The sequence below is a fragment of the Streptomyces sp. NPDC037290 genome (assembly GCF_055603245.1).
Window position 1 is genome coordinate 165,522 of the sequence record NZ_JBVJVZ010000008.1, and the last position, 21,635, is coordinate 187,156.

General features: G+C 73.4%; 19 protein-coding genes and 1 pseudogene. 11 read left to right on the forward strand and 9 right to left on the reverse strand.

The genetic code is table 11. The features are described from left to right. Window positions 1-3: 3 nt before the first annotated feature. Window positions 4-3,174 (reverse strand): amidohydrolase family protein, encoded by a 3,171-nt coding sequence (locus tag ACZ7HQ_RS27020; protein ID WP_470994857.1) that lies wholly within the window; start codon window positions 3,172-3,174, stop codon window positions 4-6. Between the two features lie 154 nt (window positions 3,175-3,328). On the opposite strand from ACZ7HQ_RS27020, the pseudogene ACZ7HQ_RS27025 reads away from it, so the two are divergent. Continuing rightward, window positions 3,329-3,550: pseudogene (locus tag ACZ7HQ_RS27025) on the forward strand (VOC family protein); the annotation flags it as partial. 17 nt (window positions 3,551-3,567) lie between these two features. Here ACZ7HQ_RS27025 and ACZ7HQ_RS27030 read toward each other — a convergent pair. Beyond that, window positions 3,568-4,902, reverse strand: a complete 1,335-nt coding sequence (locus ACZ7HQ_RS27030; RefSeq protein ID WP_470994860.1) for a hypothetical protein — start codon at window positions 4,900-4,902, stop codon at window positions 3,568-3,570. Between the two features lie 113 nt (window positions 4,903-5,015). On the opposite strand from ACZ7HQ_RS27030, the gene ACZ7HQ_RS27035 reads away from it, so the two are divergent. Further along, window positions 5,016-6,248 carry a molybdopterin-dependent oxidoreductase gene (locus ACZ7HQ_RS27035; protein ID WP_470994863.1) on the forward strand — a complete coding sequence of 411 codons (1,233 nt, stop codon included), beginning with the start codon at window positions 5,016-5,018 and terminating at the stop codon, window positions 6,246-6,248. Between the two features lie 313 nt (window positions 6,249-6,561). Here ACZ7HQ_RS27035 and ACZ7HQ_RS27040 read toward each other — a convergent pair whose 3' ends face one another. Genes ACZ7HQ_RS27040 through ACZ7HQ_RS27050 form a run of 3 tightly spaced genes read right to left on the reverse strand, consistent with a single transcriptional unit; the run spans window position 6,562 to window position 8,629 of the window. Then, window positions 6,562-7,326, reverse strand: coding sequence for a class I SAM-dependent methyltransferase (locus ACZ7HQ_RS27040; RefSeq protein ID WP_470994866.1), 765 nt, complete (start codon window positions 7,324-7,326; stop codon window positions 6,562-6,564). Next, window positions 7,323-7,940, reverse strand: coding sequence for a TIGR04282 family arsenosugar biosynthesis glycosyltransferase (locus tag ACZ7HQ_RS27045; protein WP_470994870.1), 618 nt, complete (start codon window positions 7,938-7,940; stop codon window positions 7,323-7,325). Before ACZ7HQ_RS27045 ends, ACZ7HQ_RS27040 begins: the two co-directional genes overlap by 4 nt. Beyond that, a complete protein-coding gene (locus tag ACZ7HQ_RS27050) occupies window positions 7,937-8,629 on the reverse strand; it encodes a glycosyltransferase family 2 protein (protein WP_470994873.1) in 693 nt (230 codons plus the stop codon). Before ACZ7HQ_RS27050 ends, ACZ7HQ_RS27045 begins: the two co-directional genes overlap by 4 nt. A gap of 112 nt (window positions 8,630-8,741) precedes the next feature. On the opposite strand from ACZ7HQ_RS27050, the gene ACZ7HQ_RS27055 reads away from it, so the two are divergent. Further along, a complete protein-coding gene (locus ACZ7HQ_RS27055; RefSeq protein ID WP_470994876.1) occupies window positions 8,742-9,509 on the forward strand; it encodes a response regulator transcription factor in 768 nt (255 codons plus the stop codon). Window positions 9,510-9,511: 2 nt separating this feature from the next. After that, complete coding sequence (locus tag ACZ7HQ_RS27060) at window positions 9,512-10,624, forward strand: sensor histidine kinase (protein WP_470994879.1); 1,113 nt, start codon at window positions 9,512-9,514, stop codon at window positions 10,622-10,624. Window positions 10,625-10,628: 4 nt separating this feature from the next. On the opposite strand, the gene ACZ7HQ_RS27065 is transcribed toward ACZ7HQ_RS27060, so the two are convergent. Further along, complete coding sequence (locus tag ACZ7HQ_RS27065; RefSeq protein ID WP_470994882.1) at window positions 10,629-10,934, reverse strand: hypothetical protein; 306 nt, start codon at window positions 10,932-10,934, stop codon at window positions 10,629-10,631. 86 nt (window positions 10,935-11,020) lie between these two features. Then, the gene (locus ACZ7HQ_RS27070; RefSeq protein WP_470994885.1) at window positions 11,021-12,010 is read right to left on the reverse strand and encodes an NAD-dependent epimerase/dehydratase family protein; all 990 of its coding nucleotides are present in this window, start codon (window positions 12,008-12,010) and stop codon (window positions 11,021-11,023) included. A 370-nt stretch (window positions 12,011-12,380) separates the two neighbouring features. Between ACZ7HQ_RS27070 and ACZ7HQ_RS27075 the strand changes: the two genes are divergently transcribed. Then, a complete protein-coding gene (locus ACZ7HQ_RS27075; RefSeq protein WP_470994888.1) occupies window positions 12,381-13,253 on the forward strand; it encodes an SGNH/GDSL hydrolase family protein in 873 nt (290 codons plus the stop codon). A gap of 21 nt (window positions 13,254-13,274) precedes the next feature. Here the strand turns inward: ACZ7HQ_RS27075 and ACZ7HQ_RS27080 are convergent, their stop codons facing one another. Continuing rightward, the gene (locus ACZ7HQ_RS27080) at window positions 13,275-14,063 is read right to left on the reverse strand and encodes an SDR family NAD(P)-dependent oxidoreductase (RefSeq protein ID WP_470994890.1); all 789 of its coding nucleotides are present in this window, start codon (window positions 14,061-14,063) and stop codon (window positions 13,275-13,277) included. A gap of 87 nt (window positions 14,064-14,150) precedes the next feature. Between ACZ7HQ_RS27080 and ACZ7HQ_RS27085 the strand changes: the two genes are divergently transcribed. The 6 genes from ACZ7HQ_RS27085 to ACZ7HQ_RS27110 all read left to right on the forward strand — a co-directional run bounded on the left by ACZ7HQ_RS27085 (window position 14,151) and on the right by ACZ7HQ_RS27110 (window position 20,648). After that, complete coding sequence (locus ACZ7HQ_RS27085) at window positions 14,151-15,032, forward strand: helix-turn-helix transcriptional regulator (RefSeq protein WP_470994893.1); 882 nt, start codon at window positions 14,151-14,153, stop codon at window positions 15,030-15,032. Between the two features lie 117 nt (window positions 15,033-15,149). Then, window positions 15,150-15,800 (forward strand): DUF6518 family protein, encoded by a 651-nt coding sequence (locus ACZ7HQ_RS27090; RefSeq protein WP_470994895.1) that lies wholly within the window; start codon window positions 15,150-15,152, stop codon window positions 15,798-15,800. Between the two features lie 82 nt (window positions 15,801-15,882). Next, complete coding sequence (locus tag ACZ7HQ_RS27095; RefSeq protein WP_470994898.1) at window positions 15,883-16,248, forward strand: 5-carboxymethyl-2-hydroxymuconate Delta-isomerase; 366 nt, start codon at window positions 15,883-15,885, stop codon at window positions 16,246-16,248. 100 nt (window positions 16,249-16,348) lie between these two features. Continuing rightward, window positions 16,349-17,002 (forward strand): maleylpyruvate isomerase N-terminal domain-containing protein, encoded by a 654-nt coding sequence (locus tag ACZ7HQ_RS27100; RefSeq protein WP_470994901.1) that lies wholly within the window; start codon window positions 16,349-16,351, stop codon window positions 17,000-17,002. 163 nt (window positions 17,003-17,165) lie between these two features. Continuing rightward, the gene (locus ACZ7HQ_RS27105) at window positions 17,166-19,355 is read left to right on the forward strand and encodes an MMPL family transporter (RefSeq protein WP_470994904.1); all 2,190 of its coding nucleotides are present in this window, start codon (window positions 17,166-17,168) and stop codon (window positions 19,353-19,355) included. A 609-nt stretch (window positions 19,356-19,964) separates the two neighbouring features. Then, window positions 19,965-20,648: a dienelactone hydrolase family protein gene (locus ACZ7HQ_RS27110; protein ID WP_470994907.1), complete on the forward strand. Its 684-nt coding sequence runs from the start codon at window positions 19,965-19,967 to the stop codon at window positions 20,646-20,648. A 46-nt stretch (window positions 20,649-20,694) separates the two neighbouring features. Here ACZ7HQ_RS27110 and ACZ7HQ_RS27115 read toward each other — a convergent pair whose 3' ends face one another. Further along, a complete protein-coding gene (locus tag ACZ7HQ_RS27115; protein WP_470994910.1) occupies window positions 20,695-21,081 on the reverse strand; it encodes a DUF2267 domain-containing protein in 387 nt (128 codons plus the stop codon). Window positions 21,082-21,635: the final 554 nt, after the last annotated feature.

A 21,635-nucleotide genomic window follows, 5' to 3' on the forward strand; every position in this document is an offset into this window, starting at 1 on the left:
GTGCTATCCGCCGTCCGCGCCGGGGTGGCAGCACGAACCCCGCCGGACCTGACCGGCCACCTCGAGCCACGTCATGCCCCGGGGAGGCTGGTGCTCGGCTGCCCCGTCGGGCCGGTGGGCCGACGTCAGGTCGCCCTGGAGGTGCGGGACTCCCTCGCGTACCACCACCGGGATGTCGACGAGGGTACGGAAGTCGGAGAACGGGTCGCCGTCGACGACCACCAGGTCGGCGATCTTGCCCTCCTCCACGGTGCCGAGATCCCCGTCGAGCCCGAAGAGGCGGGCCGGCACCGTGGTGGCGCTGTGCAGGACCTCCGCGGGCGTGAAGCCGTGGGCGTGCAGCGCGCGCAGCGCCAGATGCAGGGAGAGACCGACCGGGACCAGGGGAGCATCGGTGCCCAGGGCGATACGGGCGCCGTGCGTCGCCAGCCGCCGGTAGTCCGCCATCTCGGTGCCGAGGGCGCGCTGTTGTGCGTCGGTGGGCGCGGTCCGGGCGTGTGCGCGGACGGCGGCCACGTCCCAGGGCGGCATGAGACGCGTGACGCGCGGATCCTCGGCCAGCCGTGGGTCCGCGGCGAGCAGGATCTGCGCGCTGAACGGCGTGATGATCAGGGCGAAGGAGCCGTCGGCGTACTGCTGCACCAGGTCCTGGCCGACGCGGCCGAGCGGGGTGACGGCATGCCCGTACTCCAGTCGCTGGGTGGCCTGCAGATGGGTGGTCAGGTCCTGGCCCGCCGCCCGGCCCGGCGCGCACAGATGGCTGCCGCTGGGCACCCCCAGCGCCTGGGCGGCCACGGCCGCCTCCGCCATGACCTCGCCCGGGGCACGCACATAGGTCTTGACGAAGTCCACGTCCAGGGCCGTGGCGCGCCGGAGCGTGCGCCGGACACCCTCCCGGGTGCGGTGGGCGCGGCCCATGCTGTAGGCGGTGCGGGAGCCGTCGATGAGCTCGGCACAGGCGAGCTGCCGCGGACCGAGCAGGTCGCCGGAGGCGGCCGCCTCGCGCAGCCGGACCGCGTCGTAGAGCGGGCCGCCGAGACACGCCGTGGTCGTGATGCCGTACGCGAGCGCGGTGAGGCTCTGGCGGGCGCCGTACGTGGCCGCATAAGGGTGGGTGTGGCTGTCGAACAGGCCGGGGAGGACCGTCCGGTCCGAGGCGTCGAGGGTGCGGTGCCCCGGGCGGCGGGAACGGTGCGGCTCGACGGCGGTGATCCGCTTCCCCGTGACGAGGATGTCGACGTCGTGCCGCGGCGGAGCGCCGGTGGCGTCCCACAGCCGGCCGGCGTGGATCCGCAGTGGCCCGGCGGAGTCGCCCGCGACGGGTGCGCTGGTCAGGCGCAGTGGGAGCGTACGGGCGTGCGCGGTGGTGAGGGTGAGGCGGCGCAGACGGCCGTCGGAGAGGTAGAGGAGCGTGCCGGAGCCGGCGGACCAGCTGGGGTGGTCGGCAGGCTCGTCGGTGATGCGGCGCGCGGGACCGGCCGGGGTGCCGTCGGCGGTCACGGGCAGCAGCCACAGCGCGGATTCGGCCACCAGCGCCATCCAGCGGCCGTCGGGGGACCACACCGGCCCGGAGGCCACCCGGTCGGAGAGCGACTGGTGCTCGGCGGGCAGATGACGGCGTTCGGCGCCGGTACGGGTGTCGAAGACGCGGATGAGGTTGTATCCCTCGCGGAACCGCTGGTTGAGCCGGTTGCGGTCGCAGAAGGCCACGTACCGGCCGTCGGGTGACCAGGTGGGGGCGCCGGGCGGCCCGTCGGTGGCCAGCGGCTGGGCCAGCCGCTGCTCGCCGCCCGTGGCCAGGGTGCGCAGCAGCAGGTTCCCGGTCATGTCCTGGCAGGCCAGCCGGGAGCCGTCCGGTGACAGCGCGGGGTACAGCCGGCCGCCCTCGGTCAACGGCTCGTCGGCGCCGCCGTCCAGGTGGTGGCGACGTACGGCCACCAGTCCGTCCTGGTCCGTGCAGTACAGCAGGCTGCGCCCGTCCGGCGCCCAGGCCGGCATCTGCACCAGGTGGACGTCGGCGGCCTGGAGCAGCTTGCGCGCGGTGCCCCTGACCGGCATCAGCCACAGGGCGTTCAGCGCCACGAAGGCCACCGTGCGGCCGTCGGGGGACAGGGCCGGCCGGTGCAGACCCCGCACCGGGGCCGGCCGCTCCGGCGCGAGCGGACGCCGTCGGCGCCGCCGGGACGGACCGGGCACCGGCATGCGCGCGGTGAAGGGCACCTGGCGCACGGAGGAGCCGGAGAGGGAGCGGACACGGATCCGGCCGTCCCCGACGTACAGCAGCTCGTCGTCGTTCAGCCAGCACGGCGGAGCGGCCGCCAGGTCCTCGTCGGCCGTGACGACCTCACCGTCGACCACGAGCAGTGCCGCGTCGGCCGGCGATCCCGGACTGCTCGCGCCGGTCAGGTGCACATACGCGATCCGCCCCGAGGGCGACACGGACGGGCACAGCAGCCGGCCCCCGGTCACCGTGCGCAGCACCTCGGCGGGGCCGCCCTCGACCGGTACCCGGACCAGCGACAGACCGCCGTCGTTGCCGCCGCCCGGTGTGTGGGCGGCGCGCACGCAGACCAGCGACCGCCCGTCCGCCGCCCAGGCCGGATCGAAGTCCTCGTGGTCGCCGCCGGTGAGCCGGCGGGGCGGGCCGCCGGCCACGTCCAGTACGCACAGCCCGTAGGAGGCGCCGGCCGTGGCGTCACCGCCGCGTTCGGAGGAGAAGGCCAGGCGGGTGCCGTCCGGCGACCAGGCGACCCCGCGGTCGTCCCAGGGCCCGTCCGTCACCTGCCGCAGTCCGCCGCCGTCCGGCCGCATCGTCCACAGGTGGAAGCCGCCCCCGCGATAGCCGCACACGGCCAGCGTCGCCCCGTCGGGGGACAGGGCAGGGCGCGTCGCCTCCAGCTCCCAGCCCGTCACCTGCACGGCCGACCCCCCGTCCCTGGGCACCCGCCACAGCACCCCCTGCACCTCGGCGATCAGCGCGCCGCCGGCCCTGCCGGCGGTGACCGAACCGCCGGTCATCCCCGTGTAGGTGAGGAACCGCCGGGCGTTGCCTGCCGGCGCACCGGACCCGTCGCCCGCTTCCCGTGCCGCCGCCGGCCGCGGGGAGACGGCGCCGATCACCCCTGCCGCGGCCGTCCCGATGAACCGGCGCCGGTCGACGCTGCCGAAGTCCATACCCTGACCCTGTCCTTCCTGCCGTGTGCGTTCAGAGAAGTGGCAGCGGTACGCCCCGCACCAGTACGCGATTTCGGCCACACCGGCCCCTCCCACGCCCAGCGCAACGCCCGGACGGACCGGCGGTCACGCGAGGTCACCCCGGAGCGGGCGCGAGGAGGCTGCCGGGGCTCGCCCGTGGACGCCCAGGATCGGCCTGTGGCCGGACCCGAGCCGACCCCAGCGATTCCACCTGGACTTCGGCGTGGCCGATCTGGACCGGGCCGAGGAGCGGGTGGTGGCCCGGGGCGCCAAGGTGCTGGACGGCGGCGCCGGGGGCCGGAGCCGGCGCGTGTACGCCGACCCGGCAGGGCACCCGTTCTGCCTGGTCCGGCACTGCGAAGGCCCCCGGCCTCACCAGCCCGTCAGCAGCAGGTGGTTGAGGAGCAGGGCCAGCACGGCCTGGGCGGTGAGCCAGGGGCGGGGGCGGGGGAGGAGCGCACAGGCCGCCAGGAGCCACAGGGCGAACGGCAGCCAGATGCGTTCCGTCTCCGCCTTGCTCATGCCGGACAGGTCGGCGACCAGCAGGGCGAGCAGCGCGGCGGAGACCAGCAGCGCCAGACGCGTTTCCGCAGGGCGCCGGGTCCCGGTCCCGGGGAGCAGTGCCGCGGTCGTCCGGCGCAGGCCCGCCGCCGTGGCGGGGCCGGTGACGAGGGCGGTGCAGGCGAGGTTGGCCCAGACCCAGTAGCCGTAGGGGCGGGTGCCGCCGACGCCCTGGTAGTAGCGGGTGACGAGGCGGTGGTAGGCGTCCCACCAGTCGAAGCCGGCGAGGGTGAACACCAGCGGGAACACGGCCAGTCCGGCGAGCAGGGACAGCAGGAGGGTGGGGCGTTCCCGGAGGCCGGAGCGGGCGAGTGCGAGCACCGCCGCGCCGATGAGCGCGAAGAGCGCGAGGCCGTAGGAGAGGTAGCAGGTCAGGCCGAACAGGAGGCCCGAGACCGCCGCGCACCCGTGGGACCGTCGGGTCACCGCCAGGGCGAACAGGGCCAGGGACCAGGCGGCGACGGCCGCGAAGTAGCCGTCGGCGGAGGTGCCCTGCCACACCGCGGCCGGGGCGAGCACCAGGAACGGCGCGGCCCGCCGCGCGAGGTTCTCGCCGGCCAGCGCGCGGAGCGCGATCAGCACGGCCACGCATCCCGTCGCACCCACGGTGATGCACCACATCCCGGCCCAGCCGCCGCCCCGCAGCCCGATCCGGTCCAGCAGGACGAACGTGAGCGTGGCGGCCGGCGGATGGCCCGCGACATGCGCGGGCCAGGGCTCGGGGGTGCCGCTGACGATGTGGTGGGTGAAGTCCCGCAGGGTCGCCGGGATGTCGTGGAAGCGGCCGAGGACAGTCAGGTACTCGTTGCGGGTGGTCAGCCTGACCGCGACGCCCTGGTGCCAGCCGTCGATCAGGGCGAGGGACAGGATCCAGGCCAGGGCGGCCGTCCAGGCCACCGCGAGCAGCGCTCGCCAGGGGAGACGGGCCGCGACGGTGGGCCCGTACGCCACGATGGCCGCCGCCACCGCCAGGGCCGCCGGGGTGCCGGGGCCGACATGCGGGTCCCAGTCGGCGAACACGGGCGGCCAGTGCACGAACAGGGTGTGGCGGGTGTCCTGGATGTGCCGGCCGGTCACGACGGCCGCCGTCACGAGCAGGACGGCGGCACCGGCGGCGTACAGGTCACGGCGGAGAGATCGGGTCACACCGGCACGCTAGGCCGGGGTACCGGCAACCGGGCGCCCGCCAGGCAGGACGTCAGCGTTTCGTCACCGGTCGTGGACCCGTTTCCGGGGGTGCACCGGCCTACGGTCAGGACATGCGCGACCATCCTCGGCTTCCCACCTCCCCAGGTTTCTGGCGCAGCCCGCTGCGCGGCCCCTGGTTCACCTCGGTCCTCGGCCTCGTCCTGCTCGGTGGCGTCACCGTGCTGTTCGTCACCGGACTGGTGTCGTACGCCGCCTACAACCCGGGTCTGTCCCGGGTGAACGACATGACCCCGGACAAGGGCGTCCTGGGCTTCTACCTGTTCGCCTGGCCCACCGGCCCGGTGTGGCTGTACCGGCTCACCCAGGGTGTCCACGTGACGCTCGGCATCACCCTGATCCCCGTCCTGCTGGCCAAGCTGTGGTCGGTGGTGCCGAGGCTGTTCAGCCTGCCTCCGGCCCGCTCGCTCGCCCACGCGCTGGAGCGGATCTCCCTGGTCCTGCTCGTCGGCGGAGGACTGTTCGAGTTCACCACAGGGGTGCTCAACGTCCAGCTGGACTACGTCTTCCCCGGCTCCTTCTACCCCCTGCACTTCTACGGGGCGTGGGTGTTCTTCGCCGCGTTCGTCGCACACGCCGCGCTGAAGACACCCACGGCGGTACGGGCCGTACGGCGGCGCCGACACGAGCAGAGCGACCTGGTCTCCCCGCGGCCCACGGCACCCACGGTCTCCCGGCGTGGCGCGCTGGGGCTGGTCGGCGGTGGCTCCCTGCTGCTGTTCCTGACCACGGTCGGGCAGAGCCTCGGCGGCCCCTTCCGCCGTACGGCCCTGCTCGCGCCGCACGGCACGGCCGATCCCGGCGGCGGTCCGAACGGCTTCCAGATCAACAAGACGGCCGCCTACGCCGGTGTCACGGCGGCCGACACGCACGAGGACGCGTGGCGGCTCGTCGTCGCCGGCCGCACCGGAACCGTCCGGCTCAGCCGCGCCCAGCTGCTTCAACTGCCCCAGCACAGCGCGTCGTTGCCGATCGCCTGTGTGGAGGGCTGGTCGACCGCCGACCAGTGGTGGCGCGGGGTCCGGCTGCGTGACCTCGCGGCACTCGTCGGGTACGAGGGCGACCCGCCGGACGTGCTCGTGGAGTCCCTGCAACGGCACGGGGCCTTCCGCCGCGCGGCCCTGCGCGCGAACCAGGTGGCCGACGGGCGCTCGCTGCTCGCCCTGTACGTCAACGGCGAGGAACTGTCCCCCGACCACGGCCACCCGGCGCGGATCATCGTCCCCGCGGCGCCCGGCGTGCTCAACACCAAGTGGGTGGCCCGGCTGACCTTCGGAGACCTGTGATGCCGCCGCGCGTACACCTCGGCAGCCCCCTTCAACTGCTGCTGCTCGCCTGCTCCTTCGCGCTCGCCGCGTACGCCGGGCTCCGGCTGTTCGCCGGTGACTGGTTCGGCGTCGCGGTGTGGGTCGTGGGCGCCGCCCTGCTGCACGACCTCGTCCTGCTGCCGCTGTACACGGCGGCCGACCGGGCCGTCGTGCGCGGTCTGGGAACGGCCGGACGGCGCGGCTGGACGCTGTACGTACGCGTCCCGGCGATGCTGTCCGGGCTGCTCCTGCTGGTGTGGTTCCCGCTGATCAGCGGCATGGTCGAGCAGCGCTACCGGTCGGCCACCGGCCTGTCCCCGGACGGCTTCCTCACCCGCTGGCTGCTGATCACCGCGGTCCTCTTCGGGGGCTCGGCAGCGCTGTTGGCGTGGCGGCTGCGCAGGGCGGCGAAGCACCGGCCGCCCGCCGACCACTGAGCGACGGACCGCCAGCCGGCCCTGCGCGCGTACCGCAGCAGGGCCGGGGTGCCGAGGCGGGCCCAGGGAAACGGCGCACCGGGGGCCGGGAAGGCGCCGACGGTACCGGCCGTGTCGACCACGTGGACCCGGGCCCGCTCGTCGACGTGTCCCGGAACGGTCTCGGCGATCAGCAGACCCCCCGGCCGCAGCAGCGTCGCCACCCGCTCCAGCAGGGCGGACGGTTCCCCGCCGATGCCGATGTTGCCGTCCATCAGCAGCACGGTGTCCCAGCGGCCCTCGCCCGGCAGCCGCTCGAAGACCGAGCGCCGCAGCGCCTGCCCGCCGAGCCGGACGGTGTGGTCGACGGCGGCCTCGCTGACGTCGATGCCGAGCACGCTGCGGCCACGGGCGGCCAGCTCCGCCACCAGCCGGCCGGGCCCGCAGCCGACGTCGAGGACGGCGCCCTCGCAGCGGTCCAGCACCGCCCGGTCCACGGCGTCCGCGCGGGCGCACCAGCGCTCCACCTCCAGCGGGAGCAGCCAGCCGTCGGCGCGGCGTAGGAACAGCGGGCCACGGCCGGAGCGCAGCGCGGCGGAGTAGGGATCGGCGGCCGCCCAGGCGACGGAGCTGCCCCTCATCGCGGGGTGACCGGCGTGCAGCGGGCCAGCTGTTGGGCGAACCTGCCGTGCGGGGCCAGCGCGGCGACGGCGCGGGCGTCGGCGGCGGTGTCCACGTCCCGCAGCCGGGGCAGCTCCCGCACCCGCAACCCGGCGGCCAGCAGCCGCTCCCCCTGCACGGCCCCGGTGGTGGGCGTCGACATGGGCACGCCCCGCAGCAGCGCGGGGGCGGGCTCGGCCAGGCCCAGCGCCCAGAACCCGCCGTCCTCGGCGAGGCCCAGATACGCGTCGCAGGCCGCGAAGTCCACGGTGAGCAGCTGCGGCGTCACCTGCGGGGTGTCCATGCCGATGAGCAGCGCCGGCCCCGAGCACCGGGCGAAGGCGTCCGCCAGCCGCTCGTCCAGGCCGCCCGCGCACTGGGGCAGCACCTCGAAACCGGGCGGCAGCCACGGTCCCGGCGTCCCGTCCAGGACGAGCACCCGCCGAGTGGCGGGGGCCGCCGCCACGGCGTGCAGGGTGTCCACGAGCGCCGCCTCCGCCAGACGGGCGGCCTCCTGCGGTGTGAACGGCGGGGTGAGCCGGGTCTTGACCCGCCCCGGTCGCGGCTCCTTGGCGATGACGAGAAGCGTGGTCACCGTACGAGCCTCCCCTCGGCCGGGGTCTCCGCCAGCACGCGGCTCATGTCCCGCACCGCCTGCCAGGTGCCGCGCCAGGTGCCCGTCACCTTGGAGGCGCCGGTGCGCGGCCGGTAGGGCACGTCGTGTTCGGCGATCCGCCAGCCGGCGTCGGCCGCGCGCACGACCATCTGCAGCGGGTAGCCGCTGCGCCGGTCGCTGAGCCCGAGCGCGAGCAGCGGCTCACGACGGGCGGCGCGCAGCGGGCCCAGGTCGTGCAGGCGCAGCCCCGTGCGGCGGCGCAGCATCCGTGCCAGTGCCAGGTTGCCCGCGCGGGCGTGCGCGGGCCAGGCGCCCCGGCCCTCGGGACGCCGCCGGCCCAGCACCAGGTCGGCGCCGCCCTCCCGGATCTCCCGCACGAACGGCACGAGGAGGGCGGGATCGAGGGAGGCGTCGCAGTCGCAGAAGCACACGATGTCGCTCGTGGCCGCGGTCAGTCCGGCGTGGCAGGCGGCGCCGAAGCCGCGCCGCGGCTCGTGCACCACCGTCGCGCCGAGCGCGCGGGCGATGTCGGGGGAACCGTCGGTGGAACCGTTGTCGACGACGAGGGCGCGCCAGCCGGCCGGGATCCGGCCGAGCACCCAGGGCAGGGCCTCGGCCTCGTCCAGGCAGGGCAGCACCACGTCGACGTCCGTGGAAGTGGTCGTCACGGTTTCACCCTACGAACGCCAATCGGGCATATCGGACTCATGGTCCTTACGAAACGCGGACGCCCCCTCCCGCGGCTCGGCGGCGGGCACCGGGCGGTGCGAGGCTGGAGGCATGCAACCGCCGTACGAGCCCCACGGGACCGAAGCCGCAGACCGGGCGGCCCGGATCCTGGTCGTGGACGACGACCCGACCGTCGCCGAGGTCGTCACCGGATATCTGCACCGCGCCGGCTATCTGGTCGACCGCGCCGACGACGGCCCGACCGCCCTGATCCGCGCCGCCGCGCACCGGCCCGACCTGGTGGTGCTCGACCTCATGCTGCCCGGCATGGACGGCCTGGAGGTGTGCCGGCGGATGCGGGACCGAGGTCCCGTGCCGGTCATCATGCTCACCGCCCGCGGCGACGAGGACGACCGCATCCTGGGCCTGGAGGTCGGCGCCGACGACTACGTCACCAAGCCCTTCAGCCCCCGCGAACTGGTCCTGCGCGTGGAGTCGGTGCTGCGCCGCAGCCGTCCCGCCGCCACCGGGCACCGGCTGGCCGCGGCGGGACTCTCCGTCGACCCCGACGCCCGCAGGGCCACCAAGAACGGCGGTGAACTCGCCCTCACCCTGCGGGAGTTCGATCTCCTCGCGTTCTTCCTGCGGCACCCCGGCCGGGCCTACAGCCGCGAGGACCTGATGCGTGAGGTCTGGGGCTGGGACTTCGGCGACCTGTCGACCGTCACCGTCCACGTGCGCCGGCTGCGCGGCAAGGTCGAGGACGACCCGGCCCGGCCCCGCATGATCCAGACGGTGTGGGGGGTGGGCTACCGCTTCGAGCCCGGCGCCGAGTCCGGCCCCGAGGCCGGCCTCGAGTCCGGCGAGGCGGTGTTCTGACGATGCGCGACACCCTCCTCATCGCCCTGTACGCCTTCGCCGGCGCCGTGGCCGCGGGCGCCGCGGGAGCGGGTGCGCTGCGCCTGATCCGCCGCCGCTCGCTGACCGCGTCCCTGGCCGTGGTCGCGGCGGTCGGCGTCGTCGCGATGCTCGCGGGCACGCTCGCCGTGGCCTGGGCGATGTTCCTGTCCCGGCACGATCTGACCGTGGTCACCACCGTCGTGGCGATGGCGGCCGTGGTCTCCCTGGTCACCGCGCTGCTGCTGGGCCGCTGGGTCGTCGCCCGCAGCCGGGAACTCACCGACGCGGCCCGCTCGTTCGGCGACGCCGGTGCCTTCGCCGCCCCGCACCGCCCGGCCACCGCGGAACTGGACGCCCTCAGCCGTGAGTTGGCCGCCACCAGTGCGCGGCTCGCCGAATCCCGTGAACGGGAACGGGCGTTGGAGAAGTCCCGGCGCGAGCTGGTGGCCTGGATCTCGCACGACCTGCGCACCCCGCTGGCCGGGCTGCGCGCCATGGCGGAGGCGCTGGAGGACGGCGTCGCCGCCGACCCCGACCGCTATCTCAAGCAGATCCGCACCGAGGTCGAACGGCTCAACGACATGGTCGGTGACCTCTTCGAACTCTCCCGGATCCACGCGGGCACCCTCCCGCTGAGCCCCGCCCGGATCTCCCTGTACGACCTGGTCGGTGACGCGCTGGCCGGAGCCGACCCGCTGGCCCGGGAACACGGGGTGCGGCTGGTGGGCGACGGCGTGGAGCCCGTGCCGGTGGAGGTCGACGGCAAGGAGATGACCCGGGTGCTCGGCAACCTCCTGGTCAACGCCATCCGCAGGACGCCGCCCGACGGCACCGTCGCGGTCGCCGCCGAGCGCACCGACGACGGTGTGGTGCTCTCCGTCACGGACGGCTGCGGCGGCATCCCCGAGGAGGACCTGCCCCGCGTCTTCGACACCGGCTGGCGCGGCACCGATGCCCGGACCCCGCCCGCCGGGGCGGGGCTCGGGCTGGCGATCGTACGGGGCATCGTCGAGGCCCATCAGGGCCGGGCGACGGTCCGCAACATTCCGGGTGGCTGCCGTTTCGAGGTGACGCTGCCGACGGCCAAGGCGTGAAGGGTCAGTTCTCCGGGCGGCAACTGATGGCGGTCGGGGACTCGTTCCGGCAGGTGAGCCCGCTGCCGGGGCCGATGATGCGGGTGAGGAGCGGTGCGATGTCCCGCTCACAGGACAGGCCGGAGCCGTCCTCGCGGTCCTCGTTCGCGTGCCGGCAGACCCTGTCGATGACGGTGCCGCTGTCGACCTTCTGGCCGGGCGGCGGAGTGTCCGCGGAGGCTGAGGGGGCGAGGAGGCCCAGACCGAGCACAGATGCGGTGAGCAGCGCTGCGACCTGGGCGCGGGTCGGCCTCAGGGTGCGTCGCGACATGGCTGTCCTTTCGACTGGTTCATGCGGGTTTCATGCGAAGCACCGCCATGATCGAGGGCGATGCCGTCCAGCCGGTGCGGACACGCTCAGTGCGTTCGCGTGAACTCCCGCATTCCCTCCGCGAAGCCCACCTCCGGCTTCCAGCCGAGTTCCTCGCGCAGCCGGGAGGAGTCCGCGGTGATGTGGCGGACGTCGCCCAGGCGGTACTCGCCGGTCACCACCGGGTCCGGGCCGCCGTGGGCCGCGGACAGGGCGCGGGCGAGGTCGCCGACCGTGTGCGGCTCGCCGCTGCCGGTGTTGTACGCCGTGAGGGTTCCGGGGCGCGGCCCGGCCTCCAGCGCGGTGACGTTGGCCGCGGCCACGTCCCGTACGTGGACGAAGTCCCGCCGTTGCCCGCCGTCCTCGAACACCCGCGGCGCGTCGCCGCGTTGGAGGGCCGAGCGGAAGAAGGAGGCGACGCCGGCGTACGGGGTGTCGCGGGGCATCCGGGGGCCGTACACGTTGTGGTAGCGCAACGAGACCGCCGTACCGTCCGTGGCGCGGGCCCAGGCGGCCGCCAGGTGCTCCTGGGCGAGCTTGGTCGCGGCGTACACGTTGCGCGGGTCGGGCGGGGCGTCCTCGCTGACCAGGCCGGGGGTGAGCGGTGCGCCGCACCGCGGGCAGGGTGGTTCGAAGCGGCCCGCCGCCAGGTCGGCCGCGGCCCGGGGCCCGGGGCGTACGACGCCGTGCGTGGGGCAGTCGTAGCGGCCCTCTCCGTACACCACCATCGACCCGGCCAGCACCAGCCGCCGTACGCCGGCTTCGGCCATGGCGGCGAGCAGGACGGCGGTGCCCAGGTCGTTGCGGGAGACGTACTCGGCCGCGTCCGTGACGCCGTTGCCCAGGCCCACCATGGCGGCCTGGTGGCAGACCGCGTCCACGCCGGACAGGGCGCGGGTGACGGCCGCGCGGTCGCGCACGTCGGCAGCCGGATCGGCCCTGACGTCGTACACGAGCGGCTCGTGCCCGCTCGCCCGCAGCGCCTCGACGACATGGGACCCGATGAACCCGGCACCGCCGGTGACCAGTACACGCATACGGCCACGCTAGACGGGCACGGCACGGCGAGCGGGTGACACGGCCACCGCGTCATGACTCCGTAAGGGCTGGACGCGGGCGCGAAAGCCCTGTTGACGGACGGGTTCGATTTGTAAGTGTTTCAAGAATTCCTGTCAACAACGTTGACTCCGCGGTGCGGCACCCGCACATTACCTATCGGTAGAACCCAGCGGTAACCCCGCGAGCCGCCGCTTCGCGGCCATCGCCGTGCGTGCGCCCACGCGTTCACGCCCCGACGGCCGGTACGTCCATCTGCTCTGAGCCGCCGCAATTCTCGTGCACCCGTTCACGCGCGGGCTCCCCATGCCCGCCTGTTCCCGTGGTCCCCACCCCGAGAAGAGAGAGCACATGCCCAAGCCTGCCCTGCGCCGTGCCGTCGCCGCGACCTCCGCACTCGCCGGTGCGCTGGCCCTCGGCGTCACCGCCGTGCCCGCCCACGCCACGACAACCCTGAACTACGCCGCCCTCGGCGACAGTTACAGCGCCGCCTCGGGTGTCCTGCCCGTCGACACCAGCAACCTCCTGTGTCTGCGCTCCACGGCCAACTACCCCCACGTCATCGCCGCCCGCACCGGCGCCCGGCTCACGGACGTCACCTGTGGTGCCGCCCAGACGAAGGACTTCACACAGTCCCAGTACCCCGGCGTCGCCCCGCAGACGGACGCGGTCACCGCCCACACCGACCTGGTGACGATGACCATCGGCGGCAACGACAACAACACGTTCATCGGCGCCATCCTCGCCTGCGGCACCGCGGGCGTCCTGAGCGGGGGCAAGGGCAGCCCCTGCAAGGACCTGTACGGCAGTACCTTCGACGACGCGATCGACACGAACACCTACCCCGCGCTGAAGAGCGCGCTGCGCAGCGTCCGCGCCAAGGCGCCGGACGCCCGTGTGGCGGTGCTGGGTTACCCGTGGATCACGCCGGCCAAGGCCGACCCGTCCTGCTTCGCCCGGCTGCCCGTCGCCACCGGTGACGTGCCGTACCTGCACGCCCTGCAGGCCCACCTCAACGCCGTCGTCCAGCGTGCCGCCGAGGAGACGGGGGCCACGTACGTGGACTTCTCACAGGCGTCCGAGGGTCACGACGCGTGCCAGGCCGTCGGCACCCGGTGGATCGAGCCGCTCCTGTTCGGGCAGAACATCGTCCCCGTCCACCCCAACGCGCTCGGCGAACAGCGCATGGCCGAGCGCACGACGAGCGTGCTCGGCCTCGGCTGACCGGGGACCGCCGTCCCGGGGTCAGGCCCGTGCGCCGCCGTCGACGCGCAGCACCGTGCCGGTCACGAAGGAGGAACGGTCGCTGAGGAGCCAGGCGGCGGCCTCGGCGATCTCCTCGGGGACGGCCGCGCGGCGCAGCGGGGTGAGCGCCGTCAGCCGGTCCTGAAGTCCGGGGGACTCCGCCTCCCAGGCCCGCATCATCTCGGTCAGGGTGTTGCCGGGGGCGATCGCGTTGACGCGGATGCCCTCCGGGCCGTAGGTCACGGCCGCCGACTCCGTCAGGCTGTTCACCGCCCGCTTCATCGCCCCGTACGCCGGCAGTTCGGGATTGCCCCGCAGACTGCCGACGGACGAGTTGTTGACGATGGCACCCGTACCGGCGGTGGCCCGGATGGCGGCGACCTCGGCGACCATGGCCAGCCACACACCCTTGAGGTTCACCGTGTACACATGGTCGAACTCGGCCTCCGGGAGCTGGTCCAGGGGGCCGGGCGGCTGGATCGTCGCCCCGTTGTTGAAGGCGATGTCGAGCCGGCCGTACCGGTCGACGGTACGGTCCACGGCGGCCCGCACGCTGGCCGCGTCGGCCAGGTCGCACACGATGTGGTCGGCGGTGCCGCCCGCCGCCCGCACCTCCTCGGCCACCGCCTTCAACTGCGCCTCCGTGCGGGAGGCGAGCAGGAGCCGGGCCCCCTCCCGGGCGAACAGCCGCGCCGCGGCGGCGCCGATCCCTCGCCCGGCACCGGTGATGAAGGCGACCTTGCCGGCCAGCAGGCCCGGCGCGGCAGAGTTGTCCCTGTCGTTGTCCATGGCAGCGAGCGTGCGCCCGCGCGCACGGCCCATCCAGGCACCGCCAGTACCTGGATGGGCCCTACGGCACACGCGCACACTGGACGGGTGGACAGAGCGGAACTGGCGGGCTTCCTGCGCAGCAGGCGCGAGCGGATCAGCCCTGCCGATGTGGGAATGGCCGCGGGGCCGCGGCGCCGTACACCGGGGCTGCGCCGCGAGGAGGTCGCGCACCTGGCGTTCATCTCGACCGAGTACTACACCCGGCTGGAGCAGGCCCGCGGACCGCGCCCGTCCCGTGAGGTGCTCGCCGGGCTCGCCCGCGCCCTGCGGCTGTCGGACGCCGAACGCGCGCACCTCCATCTCCTGGCCGGCGCACCGCCGGGTGCCGCGCCCGGACCCTCGCGCGAGGTGCGGCAGAGCATCCTCGACCTGGTGCACCGGCTGCCGCAGTCCGCCGCCTTCGTCACCTCGGCCACGCTGGAGGTGCTCGCCTGGAACGAGCTGGCTGCCGCCCTCATGGAGGACTTCTCGGCGCTGCCTCGCCGCGACCGCAACCTCGCGCGCCGCACCTTCCTCGGGCCGCGCCCGCAGGGCGAGCGGCTGTACGGGGTGTCCGACGTCGACGCGTTCACCCGGCACGCGACGCGCCGGCTGCGCACGGCCGCCGCCCGCTATCCCGACGATCCCGAGGTGACCGCGCTGATCACCGAACTCCGCTCCGGCAGTGAGGAGTTCGCGCGGCTGTGGGACTCCCATGACGTGGACGGCGAACGCACGCTCCGCAAGACGTTCCGGCATCCGCTGGTCGGGCCGGTGACCGTGAACTGCGACGCACTCGACCTCAGCGACCGCGACCAGCAGGTCGTGATCTACACCGCCGTCCCCGGCACGCGGTCCGAGGAGGCGCTGCGGGTGCTGTCGGGGGCGGGGAACATCCCGCTCCGTCCGGGCACCGGCAGGGTGCCGGACGTGACCGGTGTGTTCTGAACCGCGCCGAGGGCTCTGAACCCGGGCGTCCCCGTCGGCTGCCTGCACACCATGTATGCGCGGTGTGTATACATGCTGTGTATAGTGCGCACCACAAGACCGCACACGGGGGCGACGATGACGACCGCTACTTCCAGCCGGCCGCTCGGGCCGGCCGGCCGGCTGCGTGGGCGGGGCCGCTCCGCGGCGACGGCGTTGGCCGTCGGCCTGTTGCTCGGGGTGCTCACCAACGTGGCCCAGGGTCTGCTCCCAGGGGCCTGGCAGCAGATCGCCAACTCCGGCGCCGTCTGGTCGGCCGTCGCGTTCGCCGCCGGAGCGCCGCGGTACCCGCAGGGCTCCGTGTCACGGGCCGCGATCGGAGGCCTCGCGGCGGAGGTGGGTCTCGTCGTCGGCTACTACGGCTGGGCCGAGTTCGGGCGAGACGGCGCGGGGGACCTGCTCTTCCCGCTCGTATGGCTCGCCATGGCCTGCGTGGCGGGGCCGCTGTTCGGTGTCGCCGGCCACTGGTGGCGGAGCGGCCGGGACACGCACCGCCGCGTCACCGGACTGGCGGCACTCGCCGGGATCTTCGGCATGGAGGGCCTGGCGTACGCCTGGAAACTCCACTACGCGCCGCAGGCGTGGGCGTGCCTCGCGCTCGTCGTTCTCACCCCTCTGCTGATGGGCCGCACGCACAAGGAACGCGTCTTGACGCTGGCCACCGCCGCGGCCTTCGCGCCCCTTGCCTACGCCGTCGTCGAACTGCCCCTCCAGACCCTCTCCGCCTGACGCGGTACCCGTGGTGACGGCCTGAGCGAGGGGGTGAAATAGTTGCCTAACGAAACTACGGGGAACGCGTGAAAGGCCCTCCATGCCGTACCTGACCGTCGACTACTCCTCTCACCTGGCCAGAGCCTTCGACCCTGATGCCCTGGTGAAAGAGCTGCATCCGCTCGTGGCCGAGGAGTCCGGTACGTCGGGCGTGTGCAAGACGTTCTTCCGTCCGGCGCAGGCGTATGCCGGGGACAACCCGAGCGAGGAGCCCGGCTTCGTGCACGTGGATGTCGGCCTCAAGCCCGGCCGCCCCGAGGCGCAGAAGGCGCGGTTGTCCGAGCGTGTCCTGGCCCTGCTCGCCAAGCACCTGCCCCTGGACGACGGCGGTGGGCAGCGGGTGTTCCTCTCGGTGGAGGTGCGCGATCTCGCGACCTCCTACCGCCTGTGGCCGTCCGCGCACTGAGCAGCCCAAGCGGAGTCGCTTTCGCGTGGATTTGCTCCGAACTGTCCACATGGGTGAATTCGTTTGTCCGCGGTGACGGTCCCGCACTACCGTGCCGCCGGTGGATCTCTTCTCACGCTCTTGGACGGCATTGCGCACCGCGGTCGCCGAGCTCCCGGACGAGGACTTCGAGCGGCCGTCCGGCTGTACCGGCTGGCTGGTCCGCGATCTGGTGTGCCACCTGGTCATCGACGCGCAGGACGTCCTGATCACCCTGGTCACACCCGCCGGCACCGAACCGACCGTGGACGCGGTCACCTACTGGAAGCTCGTCGAGCCTCCGACCGGCGAGGATCCGCTCGATGCGCTGATCCCGCGGCTGGCCGCCGCATACGGCGAGCCGCGGTGGCTGAAGTTCCACTTGGACGACGTCGGTTCCGCGGCGGGCCGCGCCGCCCGGCTCGCCGATCCGGCCGCCCGTGTCAGCACCCGCGACGAGGTGCTGACCATCGGCGACTACCTGTCCGCGTACGTGGTCGAGTGGACCCTGCACCACCTCGATCTGATCGCCCGTCTGCCGTCCGCAGAGGAGCCGCCCGCCGACACCCTCGCGGCGGCGCGCGCGGCGCTGGAGAAGATCGCCCAGGCGCCGTTCCCCGCCGCGTTCTCCGACAGGGACGCGCTGCTCATCGGTACCGGACGGCGCCCGCCGACCGACGCCGAGAAGGCCGCGTTGGGCCATGTCGCCGCCCAACTCCCGTTCGTCCTCGGCTGAGAAGCCGGGGCACCTCATGAGATGATCTTCTTATCCGGTCACTACCATGTGGCCTCAAGACAACCATTCGACCGGCCCGTTACCCAGGTGCCGTTCGGGGTCGCCGATGCCAGGGACCGCTCCCCGGGCTGCGGTGATCTTCCTGTCCAGGAGGACCTTCCGCATGTTCCGACGTATTGGCAACACCGTCGTCCGACATCCCGTGTGGACGATCGTGGCATGGCTGATCGCCGCGGTGGCGATCGTCGCCACTGCTCCGAGTCTGCCCTCGAACAGTGACGAGAGCAGCTTCCTACCCAAGAGTTACGAGTCCATCAAGGCCGCGGACCTCCAGCAGAAGGCTTTCCCCAGCGCCTTCACCCCGTCCGCGATCGCGCTGTACCAGCGCACCGACGGCGGCAGGCTGACCGCCGCGGACAAGCAGGACGTCGCCCGGATCACCACCGAACTGGGCAACAAGCACATCGACCAGGTGCAGAAGGTCGTCCCCGGCCAGCCGTCGAAGGACGGCAGGTATGACCTGACCCTGGTCCAGATGGACAGCAAGAACGCCGGCCAGCCCAAACAGGCGGACGCGGCCAAGGTGTTGCGCGACGACGTCAAGGCGCTGGCCAAGGGCACGCATCTCGACGTGAAGCTCGGCGGCGCCGCCGCGCAGGCCCTCGACCAGCAGGACTCGTCCAAGCGCGGACAGGCGCTGATCGGCATCGGCACCTTCGTGATCATTCTGGTGACCCTGCTGATCATCTTCCGGGCGCCCATCCTGGCCGTCCTGCCCCTGGTGCTGATCGGCCTGGTGTCGGCCGTCGCCAACGGCCTGATCGCGTACGCCACCAAGCTGTTCGACCTGCAGGCCAACAGCTCGATCTCGTCGATCCTGATCGTCGTGCTCTTCGGCGTGGGTACGGACTACTTCCTGTTCCTGATGTTCCGTTACCGCGAACGCCTGCGCGCCGGTGACGAGCCCAAGCAGGCCATGGTCAACGCGGTCGACCGGGTCGGCGAGGCCATCGCCTCGGCGGCGGGCGCGGTCATCATCGCCTTCCTCGCGCTGGTGCTGTCCACGCTGGGCTTCCTCAAGCAGATGGGCCCGGCGCTCGCCATCGCGGTCGCCGCCACGCTCGTCGCGGGTCTGACCCTGATCCCTGCCGTGGTCTCGCTCATCGGGCCGAAGGTCTTCTGGCCCTCCAAGTCCTGGCAGAAGGAGCCGGAGAACGCCCGGTTCGCCGCACTCGGCCGGGGCGTGCAGCGCCGCCCGGCGCTGACCGCCGCGGTGTCCGGCCTGATCCTGCTCGCGCTGTCGCTCGGCACCTTGAGCTTCCACGCCACGTTCGACCTGGCATCGGGTTCCATGCCGAAGACCAAGGAGTCCATGGTCGTCCAGGACCAGATGCAGAAGGCGTACTCGGCGGGCGCCGCGGCACCCACCGACGTCTACCTGTCGAGCACCGACGGCAAGCCGTTGGACAAGTCCGGCTTCGCCGCGTACGCGCGCAAGCTCGGGGCCGTCGACGGGGTCGCCAGTGCCCGTATGTCCCAGCTGAACAAGGCAGGCACCACCGCGGACTTCACCGTCACGCTCAAGTACGAGGCGTCGACGGACAAGGCGATCGACGCCGTGGGCCGGGTCCGGGACGTCGCCCACTCGGACGCCCCCGACGGCACCGACGCGGTCGTGGGTGGCATGTCCTCGATCTACAAGGACATCAACACCGCGGTCAACCACGACTACAAGACGGTCTTCCCGGTGGCCGCCCTGCTCATCATGGTCATCCTGGGACTGCTGCTGCGCAGCGTGGTCGCCCCCTGGTACCTGATCGCGTCGGTGGGCCTCGGCTTCGGTGCCACCCTCGGCGCCACCGTGTGGATCTTCCAGAAGGGGCAGGGCCACTCGGGGCTGATGTTCATGCTCCCGGTGATCATGTATCTGTTCGTCGTCGCCATCGGCACCGACTACAACATCCTCATGATCGCCCGGCTCCGTGAGGAGGCCCGAGAGGGCCGTGAGCCGCGCGAAGCGGCCGGTATGGCACTGCGGCACGCCGGGCCGACCGTCGCCGCGGCCGGCTTCATCCTGGCGGCGACCTTCGCCACGATGATGCTCGCGGGCAACTCGCTGCTCACGGAGATGGGTTTCGCGGTGTCCTTCGGCATCGCCGTCGCCGCCTTCGTCATGGCGATGTTCTTCACCCCGAGCCTCACCGCACTGATCGGTCACGCCGCGTGGTGGCCGGGGCACGGTGACCGGGTCGAGGCGGTGACCGGCGCCGGCGCGGGAGCCAACGGTTCCGTACCGTCCCCCGGCACCGACCGGGACTCCGTCGCCCACGACCCCGCGGGGCGCCGCAACTAGCAGCAGGGACAGCGTGATACGGGGCCCTGCCGGACCATGACCGTCCGGCAGGGCCCCTGCCGTCGGGCCGCGAGCTGAGCGGCCCGGCGCCCACGCGCTCAGGCGAGACGCGCCGGACCACGGCCATGGCCCCCGGCACCACCGCCACCGGCCCGTCGTCGGCGTGCCGCCGGCACCAGCGGTCCGGCGAGTACGGCCGAGTCCGCGTGACCGGAGCCTGCCGCCGGCACACCTCTCCCGAGCCGGACCCGCCTCCTCCCATGGTCGGCGGCCGACTGTCCCCGGCGGGCCGTACGACGTCGTGCGCGGCCACGGTGCCGCATCGCCGATGAGCCCGCGTCCGGCCGTCGGCGGCGCAGCACGGCGTACCGGGACCAGGCGGCGCACCTGCGAACAGTGGCTCGCTGCGGACCAGGTTGAGTCCGGGTCACAGCGGAAGGAACGCCCGGCCGGTCTGGACACCCTCCGGCGACGAGGGCACGGCCGCCCCGGACCCGCTCCCGCCTCGACCCGGCGGCCCCGGGGCCGGGCCGATAGGGTGGGTAGCAGGTGGGGGCATCCGGGTCGTCGCGATCCGGCCGACCGGCCGGCATGGAAGAAGTGATGCCGATGATCTCCGACATGGTTCTGGTGCCCACCAGCGACGCCACGCTCCCAGGTGACCTCGTGGTCCCGGCGGCGGCGCGGGCCGTGGTGCTCTTCGCACACGGCAGCGGCAGCTCCCGGCACAGTCCGCGCAACCGTATGGTGGCCGCCGAACTGCGCACCGCCGGGTTCGGCACGCTGCTGATGGATCTGCTCAGCGAACGGGAGGAGCGGCACGACGCGCTGACCGGCGAGCACCGCTTCGACATCCCGTTCCTCGGCCGGCGGCTGGTGGCCGCGATCGACTGGCTGGACACCCAGCCCGACACCCGCGGCCTCCCGGTCGTGCTGTTCGGCGCCAGTACGGGTGCCGCCGCCGCGCTGGTGGCCGCGGCGGAGCGGCCGGACCGGGTGCTGACCGTGGTGTCGCGAGGCGGCCGGCCCGATCTGGCGGGCGAGGCCCTGGAACAGGTGCGGGTCCCCGTTCTGCTGATCGTCGGCGGCGAGGACCAGCAGGTGCAGGAACTGAACGAGGAGGCCGCCCGGCGCCTGCGGGCCCCGCATTCCCTCTCCGTGGTTCCCGGGGCGACACACTTGTTCGGCGAACCCGGCGCCCTGGAACAGGTCGCCGGGGAGGCCAGGCAGTGGTGCGACGACCAGCTGAGCACCGCGCGGGAGCCGGGGCGGACCGCACAGCGGGACGACTGACCGGTCGCCCCGACGGCACGGGCCGACCCGTCTGCGAGGTCACCCATCAGCTCGCGTCCAGTCTGCCGAAGTACTCGGCGTAGCGGGCCGGCAGCTGGGACAGGAGGTGGTCGATCTGCCGGTCCGGGACCGCGTCGGCGACCGTGGACAGCACGGCGTCCGCGTCCCACTCCGCCGTACGGGGACGGGCGCCCGTCTGCACGGACACCCGCCGGAGGAACTCGTCACAGTCGAACGACTCCGGACGCCCTCGGTCCAGGTGCAGCGCCTCGTCCAACGGGGCGGGCAACCGGGCCGCCAGTTCGTCGGCCTCCTGCGCGGCGATCCGGGTCGCGAGCACCCACAGCACCGCCTCGCAGACGTGCTCGGCCTCCTCCCGGCTGCGGTACTCGCCGCGGTCGCGGACCTGGGTCAGGAACTCTTCCAGTTGCACGGCGGCCTCCCAATGTCGTCGCACGCCGTCACGGCGAGCCGCTCCCTTACAGTCTGCCGCGCAGTCGCCGCGGGAGGCGCTCCCGGCCCGGGCCGGGAGCGAGGTGGGCCCACTCACGGACCGGGCCGGACGGCCGACCGTGCTCGGGGGCGCTGGGCTACAGCTCCGCCCGGACCGTGCGGGCGGCGGCGACCGGGTAGACACCGGCTCCGGCCTCACGGGGGGGGGGAGCCGAGGGCGGCCAGCCCCCGGGCGCAGGAGGCCACCAGCAGCCTGGGCCGGTCGGTGAGGGTGCCGAGGTCGCGGCAGGCTTGGGCGGCGGCGTTCGGTTCGGACGGGTGGGGCCGCCGGGGGCACGGTGGATCACCTGCGCCGACAGGACGGTGAGGTGGGACACGCGGCCGCGACGTGTGAGCGGGACCGGGAGCGGGAAGAGACGCGTGGCTCCCAAGTCCGTGCTGCGCAAATCCGATTGAGAACGGCAAGTGGGTGTGCACCCGACGAAAACGGATAAGGTGAGAGGCCGGGCCGGACGGCCACGAGGCGGGGAGGGA